This is a genomic window from Xanthomonas sp. MLO165 (assembly GCF_018831305.1).
Taxonomy (GTDB): domain Bacteria; phylum Pseudomonadota; class Gammaproteobacteria; order Xanthomonadales; family Xanthomonadaceae; genus Xanthomonas; species Xanthomonas arboricola.
This window is the reverse complement of the sequence record NZ_CP029263.1, coordinates 3151088-3169349: the sequence shown is the minus strand read 5'-3', so window position 1 is coordinate 3169349 and position 18262 is coordinate 3151088. Positions and strand designations below refer to the sequence as shown.

Below are 18262 nucleotides of genomic sequence, written 5' to 3'. Positions count from 1 at the left end.
GCAGGCATCGCGTTGTTCTTCGGGTCGGGGCCTGAGATGCGGCTCGGTCTCAAGCTGTTCCTGGGCTTCTTCCTGATCGTGGGGCTGGCCGCGTTCTTCGTGATGCGGGTGTTCGTCAACGAGGTCAAGCCGGGTGTGCGCCAGGCGATGGAATCCACGCTGGTGGACGCGGCCAATGTGCTGGCGGAAATGGCCAGCAGCGAGCTGGCTGCCGGCACCATCGCCAGCGGCAGCTTTGCGCGCAACGTGGCGCAGGCGCAGCGGCGCGACCCCAAGGCCTGGGTGTGGCGGTTCCGCAAGAACGATGTGGCCTACCGCGTCACCGTCACCGACGCGCGCGGCGTGGTGGTGTTCGACTCGCTGGGCCGCGATGTGGGCCGCGACAACTCGCGCTGGAACGATGTCTATCGCACCTTGCGCGGCGAATACGGCGCGCGTTCCAGCCCCGAGGTCGATGGCGACCCGACCGCCACGGTGATGCATGTGGCCGCACCGATCTACGCGCCGAATGACCCGGCCAAGTTGATCGGCGTGCTGACGCTGGCGCAGCCCAATCGCAGCATCGACCCGTTCATCGAGGCCAGCCAGCGCAACATCCTGCAGCGCGGTGCCTGGCTGATCGGCATTTCCGCGCTGATCGGCATCTGGATGACCTGGTGGCTGATGCGCGGCATCGGCCGGCTCAATCGCTACGCACACGCGGTGAGCGCCGGCGTGCCGGTGCCGCCGCCGGAGCCGCGCGGCGATGAAATCGGCGACCTCGGCCAGGCGCTGGAAAGCATGCGGCGCAAGCTGGAAGGCAAGGCCTACGTGGAGCAGTACGTGCAGTCGCTGACGCACGAGATGAAGAGCCCGCTGGCGGCAATCCGTGGCGCGTCCGAACTGTTGAGCGAGCCACTGCCGGAAGCCGATCGCCAGCACTTTGTCGCCAGCATCCGCGCGCAGGAGCTGCGCCTGACCGAAACCATCGACAAGCTGCTGGCGCTGGCCGAGGTGGAGCAGCACGGCTGGCTGCAGACGCGCGAGCGCATCGCGGTGGCTGGCCTGCTGCAGGCGGCCGTGGATGCCGTGCTGCCGCGCGCGGCAGCGGCCGGCGTGCTGCTGGAACGCGATGCCGCATCCGACACCGCGCGCGGGCAGTACGTGCTGGGCGATGGATTCCTGCTGCGCCAGGCGCTGATCAACCTGCTGGAAAATGCCATCGCGTTTTCACCGCAGGGCTGCACCATCCAGCTGCGTACGCAGGTGCTGGAGGAACAGCTGCAGCTGGTGGTCGAGGACCGCGGCAGCGGCGTGCCGGACTACGCACTGGAACGGGTGTTCGAACGTTTCTATTCGCTGGCCCGCCCGCAGACCGGACAACGCAGCTCCGGCCTTGGCCTGCCGTTCGTGCGCGAAGTGGCGCGCCTGCATGGTGGCGAGGCCACGCTGGGCAACCGCGAGGGTGGCGGCGCGATCGCGACCCTGCGCCTGCCCATCGGCTAAGCGCGCTTACAAACCGCAGAACGTAGCGAGCAGTCGTCAGGTGGGTCCAGCAACCGAGTGGTACGCGCCGATTCCGCGCACCGGCCGCGCCCGTCCGGCGGCTGTGCAGCAGGTGTGTCGGCGGCTCTGAACCGCATTGCGTGCCGTCAGTGCACAGGCCGGCGGCCGACGGCGGCGGCATCGCGGTGGCACGCAAGCGGCATGCGCCAGGCACATGCCGCTTGCGTGTCCGTGTCCGCCGCGCCTCACCGTGCGCAGCCGCTGTGTGTCAGTGCACCACGTCGGCCCCGATGACGTCCTTGGCGACCACCGACCACGACAGCTTGCCAAAGCCCTTGTTGCCCCACTCGGTGCCCCAGCTGTTTTCGACGAGCAGCCCTTCGCTGTCGTAGCCCAGCGCGATCACCGCGTGCCCGCCCAGGATCGGCGTCTTGGTGTCGTAGTCGACCTGGTTTTTTGGCGTGAGGTCTTCGAACCCCTGCCTGACATAGAAGCCGATCGCCACCGGCGTGGACGAGGCCAGCGCAAGTTTGATCTGTTCGATCAGGGCCCGCCCGCCATTGCCGTCGCCCGAATACAGCACGGTGTACTTGCGGTACGGCGTGCGGTTCTTGGCGGCGTTGGCGCGGTCGGCCGCGGTGGGTGGGTTCTTCCAGTTGTAGTTGCCCCACGAATAATGCTGCTCGGTGTCGATGCCTTGGGCCAGCGCGACGTCCAGCGGCGCTTCCAGCGTGGAGCCCTCATCGACGCCGCCGTTGACCTGGCTATAGAGATACATCGGGGCGAAGCGGGTTTGCGCCTGCTTGTTGGCGTTGGCATACCAACCGGTCAGGGTGTGGGCGGTTGCCCATGACGCACACGACCCCACCTGGCCCTGGTCGCCCGGGGTGATTGCCCAGGCAGTCAGGTCGACCGTGGCGGGCAGGGGTTTGGCGGCGCTGGCAATGCCGAACAACGGAGTGACCGGCTGCATCAACGACGAGGGTTTCAGGCCCATCCCGTGCATTGCCGCCTGTGCGGCGGCGGCGGACAGGCTCAGGGCAGCGAGCAGGCAGAGCGTGAGCGAACGTTGCTTGGTCATGAAGGCAAACTCCAGGCGAGAGAGGAATGCAGTCGTGCGCGTTTGTTGAGCCACGGCTGGCAAGCGGGCAAGCGTGTGCGACACCGCCGCTGCGGCGCGTAACGTTGAATGCGGATGCCGCGGAACCACGGAACTGGAACGCCGTGATCAACGCAGACTCGAGAAGCAATGGCCCCGTGATGCGCAACTGCACTGGCATCGTTGCGCCTGGCGGCGAAGCGCGCGGCGGTGATGCGAAACCCTGGCGATGCAACGGAAGCATGTCCTGGGCCTCTGTTGCATTTTTGCAGGGCAAAACCTGCATTTCCTAACGGGATCACAGTGCCGGTCGCCGAGCCTGCCGATCGCCCACTTCACATTCGCTTCAAATTCGCCTCAAACCTGCGACACCGTCGCAACGCACCCTGGCGACCTCCCAGACTGAGGAAGGTCGATGAAATCCCTGAAACTGTTGTTGCGCTTCGCCACCATTGGCGGATTGATCCTGTTGCTGCTGATTCCATTGCTGCTGATCCGCGGCACGGTGCAGGACCGTGCGCGTTACCGCGACGAGGCGGTGGAGCGGGTGGCGCAGAGCAAGGCCGGCGAGCAGCAGTTCATCGCGCCGGTGCGGGTGCTGCCGTTTACCGAGGACGTACAGGTCACCGAGCCGGACGAGCAAGGCAACCCGCGCAAGGTCTGGCGCAAGCGCGACGGCCAGTTGCTGCAGACCCCGCGCACGCTCGCCCTGAGCGGCGAGCTGACCCCGTCCGAGCGCAAGATCGGCCTGTTCCGTGTGCAGGTGTATTCGTGGAAGGCCAGGCTCAAGGCCGAGTTCGACCCGTTCGAGTATCCGGCCATGGCCGGTCGTCGCTATGGCCGGCCGCATCTGGCGGTAGGCATTTCCGATGTGCGCGGCCTGGTCGGCACGCCGAGCCTGCGGGTGGACGGCCGCAGCTTGCCGCTGGAGAGCGGGGCCGGCGGCCTGGTGGGGCGCTCGGCCGGTATCCATGCCGATCTGCAGCCGCTGGGCGATGCGCTGGCCGGCACGCTGGGTGATGGCAAGCTGGTGGAGATGTCGTTCGTGCTGGACGGCACCCGCAGCCTGGCGATCGCACCGATTGCCGACAACAACGACATCGCGCTGCGCTCGGCCTGGCCGCATCCGCTGTTCGGCGGGCGCTTCCTGCCGAATGCGCCGACGATCGGTGCGCGCGGTTTCGATGCGAGCTGGTCGTTGTCGTCGCTGGCCACCGGTGCACAGAGCCAGCTGCAGTCCAGCCAGTCGTCGCTGGACACGCTGGAGGTGCGGCTGGTCGATCCGGTGGACGTGTATACCCAGGCCGATCGGGCCAGCAAGTACGGCATCCTGTTCGTGGTGCTGACCTTTGTGGCGTTCGTGTTGTTCGAGTTGATCAAGCGTCTGCCGATCCATCCGCTACAATACCTGCTGGTGGGTCTGGCGCTGGCGATCTTTTTCCTGCTGCTGCTGAGCCTGTCCGAGCACATCGCGTTCTGGCAGGCGTATCTGGTCTCTGCCGCGGCATGTATCGGCCTGCAGTTCTTCTATCTGTCCGGGGTGTTGCGCAGCTGGGCGCGTGCAGCCGGGTTCTCGGCGATGCTCACGGCGTTGTACGGGGTGCTCTACAGCCTGTTGATCTCCGAAGACAACTCGCTGCTGATGGGATCGTTGCTGCTGTTCGGCATCCTGGCCAGCATCATGTGGGTGACCCGCAAGCTCGACTGGTACGAGCTTGGCAACAGCCTGCGCTGAGGCCGGCATGCGCGCTCACGCACAGTTGCACCGGCGGGCGCAGCGTTTGCTGCCCGCCGGGATCGACACGGTGGCGCTGCTTCCCGCAGCGCTACCGCAGTATTGGGACGCTTCGCCGTTGTCGGCCTTGCCCCTGCGCCGCGACGGACGCCGCGGCGTGATCGGCCTGCGCCTGCATGCAGGCACCGCGCAGGCATTGCGCCTGGGCGGCAGCGGCTTCCTGCAGGCGGCGCAGCGGCAGGACGCGGCGGCAGGCAACGCGCGTCCGCGTCGCTACGGGCCGTGGCAGCGGTTGAGCAACGGCAGCTACTGGGCGCGCAGCACCGATGCACTGCTCGGTGTGCTGCTGGCCAGCGAGGAGGCGGCGGTGTGGTTGCTGTGGCAGCAGCCGGCTGCGGCGGCTCCGGGCAATGGCGGCTGGCTGCGCTGACGTGCGGCGGCGCAGCTGCGCCAGGCTGGCTTACCATGGCCGGCATGAGCGGCTCCTCCCTGATCGTTGAAACGGTGCGCGGCACGCAGGTGCTGCCGCATCTGGCTGCGGTGGCGCAACTGCGCATCGCGGTGTTCCGCGCCTGGCCGTATCTGTACGACGGCGACGCCGATTACGAGCGCGGCTATCTGGCAGCCTACGCGGCCTCGCCGGACAGCGTGTTCGTGCTGGCACGCGATGGCGATGCGGTGATCGGCGCCTCCACCGGGCTGCCGCTGCTCGACGACAGCGAAGCCTTCCATGCGCCGTTCCGTGCAGCCGGCATCGACCCGGCCAGCGTGTTCTATTTCGGCGAATCGGTGCTGCTGCCGGACTATCGCGGGCAGGGAATCGGCCACGCATTTCTCGACCAGCGCGAGGCGCATGCGCGTGCACTGGGCCGCTTCGCGCTCACTGCGTTCTGCGCGGTGGAACGCGCAGAAAACGATCCGCGCAAGCCGGCCGACCATCGACCCAACGACGTGTTCTGGCGCAAACGTGGCTATGCACCGCAAGCGGACATGCGCGTGCAGCTGGCGTGGGCGGAGTTGCAACACGGCGAGATCGACCACAGTCTGCGGGTGTGGACGCGGCCACTGCCGCCGTGACCGAGTCACTTCTTACCCCATCGATCACCCGCAACCAGGCCCGTAGATGAAAATTGCCGTCGCCAAATACCCGATCGGCAAACCTGCCGACTTTGCCGCATTCGCCGCACGCCAGTCGGCGCTGGTGGGCGAGGCTGCTGCCGCCGGCGCACGCCTGCTGGTGCTGCCGGAGTATCTGTCGCTGGAGCTGGGCGCGACCTTCGGTACGCAGATTTCTGCCGGGTTGCCGGAGTCGCTGGCGGCGATCCAGGCGCTGCGTGCGCCGTGGCTGGAGCTGTTTGCCGGCCTGGCGCACCAGCATCAGCTGCATCTGGTGGCCGGCAGCTTTCTGCTGGACCTGGGCCAGGGCCGTTACCGTAATCGCAGCGACTGGTTCACCCCCGATGGCCGGCATGGCTGGCAGGACAAGCTGCAGCTGACCGGCTTCGAAAAGGCCACCGGGCTGATCGAGCCGGGCGATGCGCTGAAGGTGTTCGACCTGGATGGCGTGCGTGCGGCGATCGCGATCTGCTACGACAGCGAGTTCCCGCTGCCGGTGCGCGCGCAGTACGAGGCCGGCGCGCGGCTGTTGATCGTGCCAAGTTGCACCGACACCGCCGCCGGGGCGATGCGGGTACGGGTCGGCTGCCTGGCGCGCGCGCTGGAAAACCGCGTGTTCGTCGCGCAATCGGTCACGGCCGGGCAAGCACCGTGGAGCCCGGCGCTGGACGTCAATACCGGCGAAGCGGCGGTGTTCGCACCGATGGATGTCGGCTTCCCCGCCGATGGCGTGCTGGCGCAGACCCAGGGCACTGCCGTGTGGGCGTATGCGGAGCTGGATTTTGCCGCCTTCGAGGCCAGCCGCGCGCAGGCCCAGGTCGCCAACGATCGCGATTGGGTCGGTCAATTGGGCGCTCACGTTGCACGTGCCAGGCTGGCCACGTTCGACTGATAGAGCGTGGTCCTCAAAGGACGATGTTCATCGTCGGGCGAGCGCAGCCGGTGTTCGCGACGGCACTGCCATACGTACGCTGCAACGTTCACGCGCCGTGCCTCAAGTGGTGACCGCGCGCTACGGTACCTCAGCCACTTTCATCCCTTGCAATACCTCCCACCAGGTTCCCATGGCCAAGAAAACCCTGATTCCGCACAGCGTCCGTCTCGAGTTCGCGCCTGGCGCGCTGGTGCACAGCAATCTGTCCGGTGCGGCCTTCACCGACGACTGGCTGTGGGTGGCCGGCGACGAGGCCTGCGCGGTGGATCGCCTGCGCAGGCTCGACCCCGTGCAGCGCGAGACGCTGCGCTTCGGCCAGGGGCAGAGCTTTGCGCTGGCCGAGTTGCTGGACCTGCCCGGCGAGGCGGCCGAGGAGGCGGATCTGGAAGGCATGGCGCTGTCGGAGGGATTCCTCTGGGTGATCGGCTCGCATGGGCTCAAGCGCAAGAATGCCAAGCGCAGTCGCGACGATGCCGAAAACGCCAAACGCCTGACCAAGCTCAAGCTCGACGCCAACCGCCGCCTGCTGGCCTGCCTGCCGATCGAGCGCGATGCCGACGGCACCCCGCGCCTGGTGCGCGAAGCCGCTGACGGCCGTCGCGCGCTGCGGCTCAAGGGCGATGCCAAACACAACCAGCTCACCGAGCTGCTGGCCGACGACCCGCACTTCGGCCCGTTCCTGAAGATCCCGGGCAAGGACAACGGCTTCGATATCGAAGGCATCGTGGTGGACGGCGAGCGCCTGCTGCTGGGCCTGCGCGGGCCGGTGCTGCGCGGCTGGTCGGCGCTGCTGGAGATCCGGGTGCAGGCGCATGGCGACCACCTGCGCCTGGCGCCGCTGGACGAGGACGGCACGCTGCTGCGCAAGCACTTCCTGCAATTGGGCGGGCTGGGCATCCGCGACCTGCATTATTCCGGCGACGACCTGTACCTGCTGGCGGGCCCGACTATGGTGCTGAACGGCGAAATCCGCCTGTTCAAATGGCCGGGCGCGCGTGCAGTGCTGGCCGCCAACCAGGCGCCGGTGCGCTTTCAGCACGCGCTGCTGGAATCGGCGGTGTTGCCGCACGGCACCGACAGCGACCGCGCCGAGGCGATCTGCAATCTTCCCAGCCACCTGGCCGGCGACACGCCCAGCTGGCTGGTGCTGTACGACGCGCCCGGCCCGGCGCGCAGCGGCGGCGATGACGTGGTCTACGGCGACCTGTTACGCAACCGCTGAGCCGCGCGCGGGCAGGTCTGCGCTGGTCAAGGTAAAATCGGCCGACTCCCGTTTTGCCGAGCGCTCCATGACCTGCCGCACCCGTTTTGCCCCCAGCCCCACCGGTTACCTGCACATCGGCGGCGCCCGCACCGCCCTGTATTGCTGGCTGGAGGCACGCCGCCGCGGCGGGCAGTTCGTGCTGCGCATCGAAGACACCGATCGTGAGCGCAGCACCCAGGCCGCGATCGACGCCATCCTGGAGGCGATGGAATGGCTGGGCCTGGGTTACGACGAAGGCCCGATCTACCAGACCCAGCGCGTCGCCCGCTACCAGGAGGTCGCCGAGCAGCTGCTGGCCCAGGGCAAGGCCTATTACGCCTACGAAACCCGCGAGGAACTCGACGCCATGCGCGAGGCCGCGATGGCCAGGCAGGAAAAGCCGCGCTACAACGGCGCCGCCCGCGAGCAGAACCTGCCGTACCGCGACGACCCCAACCGGGTCATCCGCTTCAAGAATCCGGTCGGCGGCACGGTGGTGTTCGACGACCTGATCAAGGGCGTCATCGAGATCGCCAACAGCGAGCTCGACGACATGGTGATCTTCCGCCCGGACGGCTTCCCCACCTACAACTTCGCGGTGGTGGTGGACGACTGGGACATGGGCATCACCGAGGTGATCCGCGGCGACGACCACATCAACAACACGCCGCGCCAGATCAACATCTATGAGGCGCTGGGCGCCCCGGTGCCGAAGTTCGCGCACATGCCGATGATCCTGGACGAGCAGGGCGCCAAGCTGTCCAAGCGCACCGGCGCGGCCGACGTGATGCAGTACAAGGACGCCGGCTATCTGCCGCATGCGCTGATCAACTACCTGGCCCGTCTGGGCTGGTCGCACGGCGACCAGGAGTTGTTCAGTCGGCAGGAACTGCTCGACCTGTTCGACGTGAAGAACGTCAATTCCAAGGCGGCGCGGCTGGACATGGCCAAGCTGGGCTGGGTCAACCAGCACTACCTCAAGACCGACGACCCGGCCAGCATCGCCCCGCAGCTGGAATACCAGCTCGCCAGGCTGGGCATCGATGTCGCCGCCGGCCCGGCCGCCGCCGATGTGGTGGTGGCGCTGCGCGAGCGCGTGCAGACCTTGAAGGAAATGGCCGAAAAAGCCGTGGTCTGGTACCAGCCGCTGGAAACCTACGACGAGGCGGCGGTGATGAAGCACCTCAAGCTGGGCGCAGAAGTGCCGCTGGGCAAGGCGCGCGAACTGCTGGCGGCACAGAGCGAATGGAGCGTGGAGACCGTCTCGGCCGCGTTGCACGACGCGGCCGCCGCGCTGGAGCTGGGCATGGGCAAGGTGGCCCAGCCGCTGCGCGTGGCCATCACCGGCACCCAGGTCAGCCCGGACATTTCGCAGACGGTGTACCTGGCCGGACGCGAGGGCGCCTTGAAACGCATCGATGCGGCACTCATCAAGATAGGGGCGGGCTGACCGCCGGAGCCTGTGATGAAAACCAACGAACACGCCTGCACTGCACCGCATCACCATGTCGACGACGCCAACGGCTTCGTGCGCGCGGTGGAGCGCGCCTGCAGCGAGCGCGGCCTGCGGCTGACGCCGATCCGCGCCAATGTGCTGCGGCTGATCGCCGACGCCGGCAAGCCGGTCAAGGCCTACGAACTGCTGGACTGGGTGCGCGAAGGCAAGGGCGTTGGCGCCGACGCTCCGCCCACGGTGTACCGCGCGCTGGATTTCCTGATGGCCAACGGCTTCGTGCACAAGCTCGAGTCGGTCAACGCCTTCGTCGCCTGCCACCACCCCAACAGCGCCCAGCACTCGGTGCCGTTCTTGATCTGCGACCGCTGCCATAGCGCGGTGGAACTGGAAGACCGCGAGGTGGTGGCGCAACTGGAAGCGCGCGCCAAGGCGCTGGGCTTCCAGCCGCAGGCGCAGACGCTGGAAGTGCACGGCCTGTGCGCCAAGTGCGCGGTGGCCGACTGACCGCCGGCGCGCGGCAGTCGCTGACCGACAAAGTTGTCGTTGTCGTGGGCAGACGGTGCCTGGTTATGCTGCGGCGATGCCGAGCAGAGTGCGATTCCGGGCTCAGCGTGTAGGTAGCGCGCGCTCGCGTCCCGGAAATAACGGGGGCATTACACGGCGAGTGATGCTCGCGCAGCAGCTTGCCTCGCAACGCTGAGGCCTTGTGGCCTCAGCGTTGCGCTGTGGTATCTGGACTCATCCTCACCTGTTCCCAGTCCAGGCCGAAGCGCGCCAGGTACTTGCGCAGGCGATCGGCGTCGTTGGTGCTGGCGCGCTGTCCGCGCGAAACCGCGAACAGCTCGCGGCCAGCCTGCGACAGCGACCTGCTGCGCGCACACAGGCGCACCACGTCTTCCAGCTGTACGCGATCGAAGCGATCCAGCTGCTCCACGCCATCGCCCAGCAAGGCCTCCAGCGGCGACGCCGCTTGTGCACCATTCCATTGCTGGCGCAGGCGAATGATTTCCTCGTCCACCAGTTCGGTTTGGATACGGCCGGCATTGGCCAGGGTCGCCAGGCGCATGACCGAGGCGCTGAGGTCGCGAAAGTTGCCGTTCCAGCGCGCTTCTGCGCTGGTCGCGAAGGCCAGGTAGCGCGCACGCGCCTCGCGGTTGAAGGCGACCCGCTGATGCTGTTCGCGCGACCAACGCTCCAGTTCGAAATCGATGTTCGGCTCGATGTCCTCCATGCGCTCGGCCAGTCCCGGTAAGTGGTAGGTCCACAGATTCAGGCGTGCCAGCAGGTCGTCGCGGAAGCGCCCTTGCAGCACCTGCTGCTGCAGGTCGCGGTTGGTCCCGGCGATCAGTTGAAACTCGCTTTCCACCTCCTTGTCGCTGCCGACCGGCAAAAAGCGCTTCTCCTCCAGGGCGCGCAACAGCATGGCCTGTTCGTCCAGCCCAAGTTCGCCGATTTCGTCCAGGAACAGCAGCCCCTGGTGGGCGGAGCGCAATAGTCCGGGGCGATCGCTGATCGCGCCGGTGTAGGCGCCCTTGGTGTGGCCGAACAGCGTGCTCATGGCGCCATCGCCGCGCAGCGTGGCGCAGTTCACCTCAACGAAGCGTCCGCCCAGCTGGTGTTTGAGTTTCTTCAGCTCGAACACGCGCTTGGCCAGCTGGCTCTTGCCGGCGCCAGTGGGTCCCATCAGCAACATCGGCGCCTTGGAGCGCGTGGCTACCGTCTCGATCTGCTCAATCATCCGGTTGAACGCGGGGTTGCGCGTGGCGATGCCGCTCTTGAGCAGGGCGCGGTCCTGCATCTGCTGTTGCGCGAAACGCTGCGCAATGCGGTCGTAGCGGGAGAGGTCGAGATCGATCACCGCATAGCTGCCCGCCTCCCCGCTGCCTTGCTTGCGGGGCGGTGAGGTCTGCAGCAGCCGGCCGGGGAAGTGCCGGCTCTCGGTCAGCAGGAAGCAGCAAATCTGGCTGACGTGGCTGCCGGTGGTGATGTGCAGGTAATAGTCCTCATCTTCCGGCGCAAACGTATAGCTGGCAAAGAAGTCGTGCAGGGTGGCGTACACGCCCTCGAAGTCCCAAGGGTCGGCCAGGTAGGTGTCGTGCTGTTGCACCTGGGTGTCTGGCGACACCTGGGCAAGATCATTGCAGACCACACTCGCCAATTTTGCATGGCGGCGCGCATCGGCGAGCAATTCGACGCGGCCAACCAAAAAGTCGTCGTGCATGCCCAGTGACACGGTGGGTCTCCACTTTTCCCAGCGTCCCGGCCCGGTGCCGGCATCCAGCTGCACGCCGAGCATGCCGAAAATGACCTTGGTCCTGTCCATATCCATCCAGATAAATAGCGCGCCTGGAGTATACGAAAAATATCAAACTCGCCGTGCCGGCGTGTCATGGAAATAAAATTAAACCCTTGCAAAACAGTGCCTTATGCATTGGCTGCCAAAGTTGGCACGCGCATTGCTGAGTATGGCTCATCGTCCCACCGTGGGCAGTTCCCGCCAGGAGCCGGACATGGCCAATCTTCAACTCTTCTCCTCGCCGCGTGGCACATTGCTGCCCAAGGCGGCCGCCCAGAACGAGGCCGGCGGTTGCGCCTATGAGCGCACGCCGCGTGGTGCGCTGGCGTTGTATGCGGCTACCGGCTGCTTGAACGGCACCTACTATGCGAGCGCCGACGCGCAGTTGCAGCAGATGCTGACCTTGTGCGAGCGGGTCCCGCCGGCATTCGTTGCGCAGACCGCGATCTATGCACGTCAGGTAGCGCACATGAAGGACATGCCGGCATTGTTGCTGGCGACGTTGACCACCCGCGACGCGGAGGTCTTTGCCCGTGCGTTTCCCCGCGTGGTCGACAACGGCCGGTTGTTGCGCAACTTCGTGCAGATCATGCGCAGCGGTCAGGTCGGGCGCAAGTCGCTGGGTTCGCTGCCCAAGCGCATGGTGCGGCAGTGGTTGCAGCAGGCGTCGGTGGCCACCATCGTGCAGGCGGCGATCGGGCAGCAGCCGTCGCTAGCCGACGTGATCCGCATGGTGCACCCGAAGCCGGCTGATGCCGAGCGCGAGGCCCTGTATGCATGGGTGATCGGCAAGCCCTACCAGGAGACCGCATTGCCGGCGGTACTGCAGGCGTACGAGGCGTTCAAGCGTTCGCCGGGCGAGGCGTTGCCGGATCTGCCGTTCCAGTACTACACGGCAGTGCCGTTGACGCGGGCGCACTGGGCACTGCTGGCAGAGCGGGTGTCGTGGCAGACGTTAAGGATGAACCTCAATACGTTTGCGCGTCATGGCGTGTTTGCCGATGCGACGATGGTGGCCAAGGTGGCCGCACGCCTGCGCGATCCGGAGCAGATCCAGCGTTCCCGTGTGTTTCCGTATCAATTGCAGGTGGCCTACACCGCGGCCAGCCAGTTGCCGCCGCAGATCGGTGCTGCCTTGCAGGATGCGATGGAAATCGCGACCCGGCAGGTGCCGGTGCTGGAGGGCAAGGTGGTGGTGGCGGTCGATGTCTCGGGATCGATGGCATCGCCGGTCACCGGCTACCGCAAGGGGGCGACCACCAGCGTGCGTTGCGTGGATGTGGCGGCCTTGATCGCCGCGTGCGTGCAGCGTACGAACCCGCAAGCCACAGTGCTGCCGTTCGACACGCAGGTGCGTCCGCTGCGGTTGAATCCACGCGACAGCGTGCTCACCCAGGCGCAGCAGTTGGCGGCGCAATGCGGTGGCGGCACCAGCGTCAGTGCGCCGCTGGCGCACTTGAACGCAATGCGGGCTCAGGTGGATCTGCTGGTGTTGGTGTCGGACAACGAAAGCTGGCGCGATACCCGCAGCGGTGCGGCAACGGCAACCATGCAGGAATGGACGCGGTTGAAGGCGCGTTGTCCTCAGGCCCGCATGGTGTGCATCGACTTGCAGCCGGTCGCGACCAGCCAGACGCTGGAGCGCGACGACATCCTGCATGTCGGCGGTTTCAGCGATGCGGTGTTCGACCTGATCGCGACGTTCGCAGCGCAGGGTGCGGGTGCGACGCGCTGGGTCGAGCGGATCGGCTCGATCGAGCTGTGAGCACACACGGACGTGTGCAGACCCGGCGGGCAATGGGGCCCGCCGGGTGGTGGCAGGAATGCTATGTGTTGAACAAGCGGTAGCAACTGACCTGGCAGCAGTGTCATGGTCTGGTTGCCACCTACAGGTTTCGCCGTCGGTGGTCACGAATGCCGATGAAACTACAGCCTCTTACGCTCCAGGTCGCGGGTTCGAGTCCCGCCCACCCTGTGTGGGGTGGTAGCTCAGCTGGTTAGAGCAGGATGTTTCATCTCCGTTGTCGTGGTCGCCGTCGGTCTTGTTGTCTGCGTTGTCGTGCGAATGCAAGTGAAACTCCATTGTCGCGGGTTCGAATCCCGCCCGTCACGACGGTAGCTCAGTGGTAGAGCGTGCGTTTCATTGATCTTGTCGCAGGCAACGTGGTTTGGTTTTGCGGTGAATGCCGATGGAACTACTTTGGTTCCCCTGATTGGGTTGGGTTCGATTCCCGCTGTGTCACGCCGGTTAACGCCGGCGTTCCGCAGAGCGTTCCATCACTTTTGTCACCGCGCTTTTATTCAGTCATTTACAAGGAGTATCTCCATGAGCATCGAACACTACGATGTGATTGCCCAGCCGGGTGCGGCCCCGATCAAGCTGTGGACGCGCGGCGTTCCGCTCGAGGACGAAGCACGCCAGCAGTTGCAGAACATCGCCAAGCTGCCTTTCATCCACCGCTGGATCGCGGTCATGCCCGACGTGCATTTGGGCAAGGGGGCTACGGTGGGGTCGGTGGTGCCGACTATCGGCGCGATCGTGCCTGCCGCAGTCGGCGTGGATATCGGGTGCGGCATGATCGCAGCGCGTACCACGCTGGTGGCCAGCGACCTGCCGGACAACCTGGCCGCGATCCGCAGCGCGATCGAGCGCGCGGTGCCGCACGGGCGCACGCCGGGTGCGCGCGACAAGGGGGCATGGCAGACCCCGCCGGGGCATGCGATCGATGGCTGGTCGCAGCTGGCGAGCGATTTTGCGTTGATCTGCGAGCGCCATCCACGGTTGCAGAAGACCAATAACCTGCAGCACCTGGGAACGCTGGGAACCGGCAACCATTTCGTCGAGGTCTGCCTGGATGAGGCGCAGCGCGTATGGTTCATGCTGCACTCCGGATCGCGCGGCGTCGGCAATGCCATCGGCAACCATTTCATCCAGCTGGCCAAGAACGAAATGCGGCGCTGGATGATCAACCTGCCGGACCAGGACCTGGCCTACCTGCCGGAAGGCAGCGAGCACTATGCCGACTACGTGTTTGCAGTGGATTGGGCGCAACGCTATGCGCGAATCAATCGTGAAATCATGATGCGGCACGTGGTGGCGGCCGTGCGCACGGTCATCGCCAAGCCGTTCGAGGCGCAGGCGGAGGCGGTCAACTGTCACCACAACTACGTCAGCCGCGAGCACCACTTCGGCAAGGACGTGTTCGTGACGCGCAAGGGGGCGGTGAGTGCCCGCAAGGGCGAGCTGGGCATCATTCCCGGCAGCATGGGCGCCAAGAGTTTCATCGTGCGCGGGCTCGGCAATGCCGACAGCTTCCATAGCTGCAGCCATGGTGCCGGCCGGGTCATGAGCCGCACCGAGGCCAAGCGGCGCATCAGCCTCGACGACCACATCAAGGCCACGGCGCATGTGGAATGCCGCAAGGATCAGGACGTGGTGGACGAGTCGCCCGCGGCGTACAAGCCGATCGAGGCGGTGATGCATGCACAGCGCGACCTGGTGGAAATCGTGCATACGCTTCGGCAGGTGGTCTGCGTCAAGGGATAGGCCTGCGCATCGGTTGCCGCAGCCCTGGCGATGCGTTGCATCGACGCTGCGGCATCGGACACTCCGCTGCAGTGCAGGTGCAGCCAGCGGGCGCCGCCTGGGTATTGGATCCACCTACACTGCGCCGGCAAGGTATTGACAGCCCCGATCTCGACATCGGGGCGTTTATTTGAATGGACGTGCGTCATGGACATGATTGAAATCGATGGAGCGGCAGGCGGTGGACAGTTGTTGCGCACCGCATTGACGTTGAGCCTGTGCACCGGAACCGGCTTTGTCATGCACAACATCCGCGGAGCACGTTCACGCCCGGGCTTGATGCGTCAGCACCTGACGGCCGTCAATGCGGCGGCGGCGATTGGTCAGGCGCGTACGCATGGCGCGCAGATCGGCGCGACGGCATTGCGGTTCGAGCCGGGCCAGGTGTTGCCGGGGACGTATCGCTTTGCGACCGGAAGTGCGGGCTCTGCCACCCTGGTGTTGCAGACGGTGCTACCTGCGCTTTGGCAGGCAGCAACCCCTTCCAGCCTGACCTTCGAAGGCGGGACGCACAACCCGTTGGCGCCGAATGTGGACTTCATCGCCGACTGCTATCTGCCTGCCTTGCAGCGAATGGGCGTGCGCGTGTCGGCGGTGCTGGAGCGCCATGGCTTCTATCCGGCCGGCGGTGGAGTGCTGCGGGTGGCGGTGGAGCCGTGTGCGCAGCTCCAGCACGCGGTGTTCGATGCACGTGGGGCGTTGGAGTCGATCGAGGCGAAGATCCTGATTTCCGGGTTGTCGACCAAGATTGGGCATCGCGAGCTACGCGTGTTGTCTGCACGTCTGGGCGTGGACCCTAGCCCGCGCAATGTGGAAAGCGTGCGTCCTGCGCTGGGACCGGGCAATGTTGCGCTTGTGCGTGTGCGCCATGCAGCGCATGTCGAGACCTTTGCCGGCTACGGCGAGCGCGGTGTGCCCGCCGAGCGGGTGGGCGAGCGCCTTGCCGATCAGGTGCAGCGGTATCTCGATGGTGGCGCCTGCGTTGGCGAGTATCTGTCGGACCAGTTGCTGCTGCCGATGGCGCTGGCCGGCAGTGGCGGGTTCACGACCGATGCCATCAGTAAGCATCTGGCCAGCAATGCCCGGCTGATCGAGAAGTTCCTGCCGGTGGAGATCACCTGGCTGCCGATGGCAGATGGTCAGTGGCGCGTGTCTGTGTATCGCTGAAGTGGGGCAGGCGTGGCGTTGGCGGCAGCGCCTGCGCGCCCGGCGTGGGACACCTGAAGGCCAGTGTCATGCACAACGGCATTGCCGCACTGGGCGATGCCCTCTGACGAGCGTGCGCAGTGCAGGAGTGCGCTTTCGCGCGATGCCTGCCCCATGCATCAACCCGGTGCCGACTCGAGCGCATACGCCGCCAGGAACATCTCCACCGCGCGCTGCGCGGCGCCGCGCAGATACTCGGGCGAGGGGTCCTTGAGTGCGCCGAACAGGCAAGGCATCAGGGTTTCCGCCTCCAGCAGCCCGCCGAACTGCCTTGACGCGATCAGGACGTCGGCGCAGCGGATCGCGCCGCGATCCATCTGCGTCTGCAGGTAATCGGCCATGCGTTGCACGCCTTCTTCCGGACCGGAATTGAAGAACAGCGCGCCCACGTCCGACCGCCCCGACACGCCGATGATGGTCTGCCAGATGGTGATCGAGCTGGGCGCGCACAGGAAACCGAGGATGTCCTCGCCGAAGCGCTGCAAGGTCTCGGCGACCGGGCCGTTGCTCTGCGAAAGCGCGTCCAGCAGCGGGTCGATGTAGCGGTCGGACATGTCCTTGGCAAACGCCACGAACAACTCCTCCTTGGACGGGAAATAGCCGTAGAGCGTGCGCTTGGAGCCGCCGACGCGGGCGGCGATCTGCGACATCGAGGCGCCTTCGAAGCCCAGTTCGAGGAACACCTCGCTGGCCGCCTGCACGATGGCGTCGCGTTTTTCTTCGGTTCTGACCCGCATCCACTGACTCCCTTGGGCGCTTAAGTATACCGACTGGGCAGGAATGCTTGACGCCCACGGATGCGCTTATTAGGATACCGAACCGTACCGTTTAGATTTAACCATCCTGCGTCCCGTCGGAGACCTCCTCGTGCGTCCTCATGCTTCGTTTCGCCTGCCCCTGCTCGCTGCTGCCGTTGCTGCCACCGTCCTGCTCAGTGCCTGCGGCAGCCCGCCGGGCGGCCCGCCGCCGGAGGAGGGCATGCCCGAAATGGGCGTGCTGAGCGTCAAGCCGCAGCCGGTGACCCTGACCACCGAGCTGCCTGGACGCACGGTTCCCTACCTGATCGCCGAAGTTCGCCCGCAGGTAGGCGGCATCGTGCAGTCGCGCCAGTTCACCGAGGGCGGCGACGTCAAGGCCGGGCAGACGCTGTACCAGATCGATCCGGCGACCTACCGCGCCAGCTATGCCAGCGCCCAGGCCACCCTGGCCAAGGCGCAGGCCAACCTGCGCACTGCCAGGCTCAAGGCCGAGCGCTACACCGAACTGGTGCAGATCAAGGCGATCAGCCAGCAGGATGGCGATGACACCGCCGCAGCGCTGGGCCAGGCCGAGGCCGATGTGGCCGCCGGCAAGGCCAGCGTGGAAACCGCGCGCATCAACCTGGCCTTCGCGCGCCTGGACGCGCCGATCTCCGGCCGCATCGGCCGCTCCAGCGTCACCCCGGGCGCCTTGGTGACCGCCAACCAGGCCACCGCGCTGACCACCATCCAGCAACTGGACCCGATCTACATCGACGTCACCCAGCCCAGCGCGGCCTTGCTCCGCCTGAAGCAGGCGATGGCGCGCGGCGAGCTGGAGAAGGCCGGCGACGACGCGGCCAAGGTGTCGCTGCTGTTGGAAGACGGCAGCACCTATCCGCTGCAGGGCCACCTGGCGTTCTCCGATGTCACCGTCGACCAGAACACCGGCTCGATCACCTTGCGCGCGGTGTTCCCGAACCCGAATGCGGAGTTGTTGCCGGGCATGTATGTGCGCGCGGTGCTGCAGGAAGGCATCAAGGAGCAGGGCGTGCTGGTGCCGCAGCAGGCGGTCTCGCGCAATGGCGCCGGCAAGCCCACCGCCTTCGTGGTCGGTGCCGATCACAAGCTGCACCTGCGCGTGCTGGAAACCGACCGCGAAGTCGGCGACCAGTGGCTGGTGCGCAGCGGCCTGAAGGCCGGCGAGCAACTGGTGGTCGAAGGCGTCTCGCACGCCCGCGACGGCATCAAGGTCAAGACCGTGCCGTGGCAGCCCAAGGGCAGGCCGGCTGCCGGTGCCGGCAGTGCAGCCGCCGGCACTCCTTCCGCCCCGACCGCACCGCGTGCGGCCAACTGAGGCGGGATCACA

15 protein-coding genes are annotated in these 18262 nt (G+C 66.3%); 12 read left to right on the top strand and 3 right to left on the bottom strand.

All coding sequences use genetic code 11. The features are described from left to right. Positions 1-36: 36 nt before the first annotated feature. Positions 37-1485 carry a two-component system sensor histidine kinase CreC gene (gene creC, locus DGN21_RS13335; RefSeq protein WP_215824946.1) on the top strand — a complete coding sequence of 483 codons (1449 nt, stop codon included), beginning with the start codon at positions 37-39 and terminating at the stop codon, positions 1483-1485. 268 nt (positions 1486-1753) lie between these two features. Here creC and DGN21_RS13330 read toward each other — a convergent pair whose 3' ends face one another. Further along, positions 1754-2566, bottom strand: coding sequence for a C1 family peptidase (locus DGN21_RS13330; RefSeq protein WP_126965898.1), 813 nt, complete (start codon positions 2564-2566; stop codon positions 1754-1756). A gap of 433 nt (positions 2567-2999) precedes the next feature. Here DGN21_RS13330 and creD point away from each other — a divergent pair, with 433 nt between their 5' ends. The 7 genes from creD (at position 3000) to DGN21_RS13295 (ending at position 9572) form a co-directional block, all read left to right on the top strand. Then, on the top strand, positions 3000-4319 hold the full coding sequence (gene creD, locus DGN21_RS13325) for a cell envelope integrity protein CreD (RefSeq protein ID WP_126965899.1): 1320 nt from the start codon (positions 3000-3002) through the stop codon (positions 4317-4319). Positions 4320-4326: 7 nt separating this feature from the next. Then, a complete protein-coding gene (locus tag DGN21_RS13320; protein WP_126965900.1) occupies positions 4327-4749 on the top strand; it encodes a hypothetical protein in 423 nt (140 codons plus the stop codon). Then, positions 4746-5396, top strand: a complete 651-nt coding sequence (locus DGN21_RS13315; RefSeq protein ID WP_215825241.1) for a GNAT family N-acetyltransferase — start codon at positions 4746-4748, stop codon at positions 5394-5396. The genes DGN21_RS13320 and DGN21_RS13315 overlap by 4 nt, the downstream gene beginning before the upstream one ends. Positions 5397-5442: 46 nt before the next feature. After that, entirely contained in the window at positions 5443-6327 is an 885-nt protein-coding gene (locus DGN21_RS13310; RefSeq protein ID WP_126965902.1) for a carbon-nitrogen hydrolase family protein, read from the top strand. Positions 6328-6499: 172 nt separating this feature from the next. After that, positions 6500-7591, top strand: a complete 1092-nt coding sequence (locus DGN21_RS13305) for a DUF3616 domain-containing protein (RefSeq protein WP_054592982.1) — start codon at positions 6500-6502, stop codon at positions 7589-7591. Between the two features lie 67 nt (positions 7592-7658). After that, complete coding sequence (gene gltX / locus DGN21_RS13300) at positions 7659-9062, top strand: glutamate--tRNA ligase (protein WP_065032529.1); 1404 nt, start codon at positions 7659-7661, stop codon at positions 9060-9062. 15 nt (positions 9063-9077) lie between these two features. Then, entirely contained in the window at positions 9078-9572 is a 495-nt protein-coding gene (locus DGN21_RS13295) for a transcriptional repressor (RefSeq protein WP_039526270.1), read from the top strand. Positions 9573-9780: 208 nt separating this feature from the next. Here DGN21_RS13295 and rtcR read toward each other — a convergent pair whose 3' ends face one another. Beyond that, positions 9781-11391, bottom strand: a complete 1611-nt coding sequence (gene rtcR, locus DGN21_RS13290; RefSeq protein WP_102251800.1) for an RNA repair transcriptional activator RtcR — start codon at positions 11389-11391, stop codon at positions 9781-9783. A 187-nt stretch (positions 11392-11578) separates the two neighbouring features. On the opposite strand from rtcR, the gene DGN21_RS13285 reads away from it, so the two are divergent. The 3 genes from DGN21_RS13285 (at position 11579) to rtcA (ending at position 16117) form a co-directional block, all read left to right on the top strand. After that, positions 11579-13129, top strand: coding sequence for a VWA domain-containing protein (locus DGN21_RS13285; RefSeq protein ID WP_126965903.1), 1551 nt, complete (start codon positions 11579-11581; stop codon positions 13127-13129). 561 nt (positions 13130-13690) lie between these two features. Then, entirely contained in the window at positions 13691-14911 is a 1221-nt protein-coding gene (locus DGN21_RS13280; protein WP_039526275.1) for an RtcB family protein, read from the top strand. Between the two features lie 30 nt (positions 14912-14941). Continuing rightward, positions 14942-16117 carry an RNA 3'-terminal phosphate cyclase gene (gene rtcA / locus DGN21_RS13275; RefSeq protein ID WP_252374663.1) on the top strand — a complete coding sequence of 392 codons (1176 nt, stop codon included), beginning with the start codon at positions 14942-14944 and terminating at the stop codon, positions 16115-16117. Positions 16118-16275: 158 nt separating this feature from the next. Here the strand turns inward: rtcA and DGN21_RS13270 are convergent, their stop codons facing one another. After that, a complete protein-coding gene (locus tag DGN21_RS13270) occupies positions 16276-16893 on the bottom strand; it encodes a TetR/AcrR family transcriptional regulator (protein WP_039526278.1) in 618 nt (205 codons plus the stop codon). Between the two features lie 130 nt (positions 16894-17023). Between DGN21_RS13270 and DGN21_RS13265 the strand changes: the two genes are divergently transcribed. Further along, positions 17024-18250 (top strand): efflux RND transporter periplasmic adaptor subunit, encoded by a 1227-nt coding sequence (locus DGN21_RS13265; protein ID WP_126965905.1) that lies wholly within the window; start codon positions 17024-17026, stop codon positions 18248-18250. Positions 18251-18262: the final 12 nt, after the last annotated feature.

Coding starts and splice junctions, on each gene's coding strand:
- creC (WP_215824946.1), top strand. CDS start 37: ATGCGGCTCGGTCTCAAGCTGTTCCTGGGCTTCTTCCTGATCGTGGGG.
- DGN21_RS13330 (WP_126965898.1), bottom strand. CDS start 2,566: ATGACCAAGCAACGTTCGCTCACGCTCTGCCTGCTCGCTGCCCTGAGC.
- creD (WP_126965899.1), top strand. CDS start 3,000: ATGAAATCCCTGAAACTGTTGTTGCGCTTCGCCACCATTGGCGGATTG.
- DGN21_RS13320 (WP_126965900.1), top strand. CDS start 4,327: ATGCGCGCTCACGCACAGTTGCACCGGCGGGCGCAGCGTTTGCTGCCC.
- DGN21_RS13310 (WP_126965902.1), top strand. CDS start 5,443: ATGAAAATTGCCGTCGCCAAATACCCGATCGGCAAACCTGCCGACTTT.
- DGN21_RS13305 (WP_054592982.1), top strand. CDS start 6,500: ATGGCCAAGAAAACCCTGATTCCGCACAGCGTCCGTCTCGAGTTCGCG.
- gltX (WP_065032529.1), top strand. CDS start 7,659: ATGACCTGCCGCACCCGTTTTGCCCCCAGCCCCACCGGTTACCTGCAC.
- DGN21_RS13295 (WP_039526270.1), top strand. CDS start 9,078: ATGAAAACCAACGAACACGCCTGCACTGCACCGCATCACCATGTCGAC.
- rtcR (WP_102251800.1), bottom strand. CDS start 11,391: ATGGACAGGACCAAGGTCATTTTCGGCATGCTCGGCGTGCAGCTGGAT.
- DGN21_RS13285 (WP_126965903.1), top strand. CDS start 11,579: ATGGCCAATCTTCAACTCTTCTCCTCGCCGCGTGGCACATTGCTGCCC.
- DGN21_RS13280 (WP_039526275.1), top strand. CDS start 13,691: ATGAGCATCGAACACTACGATGTGATTGCCCAGCCGGGTGCGGCCCCG.
- rtcA (WP_252374663.1), top strand. CDS start 14,942: ATGCGTTGCATCGACGCTGCGGCATCGGACACTCCGCTGCAGTGCAGG.
- DGN21_RS13270 (WP_039526278.1), bottom strand. CDS start 16,893: ATGCGGGTCAGAACCGAAGAAAAACGCGACGCCATCGTGCAGGCGGCC.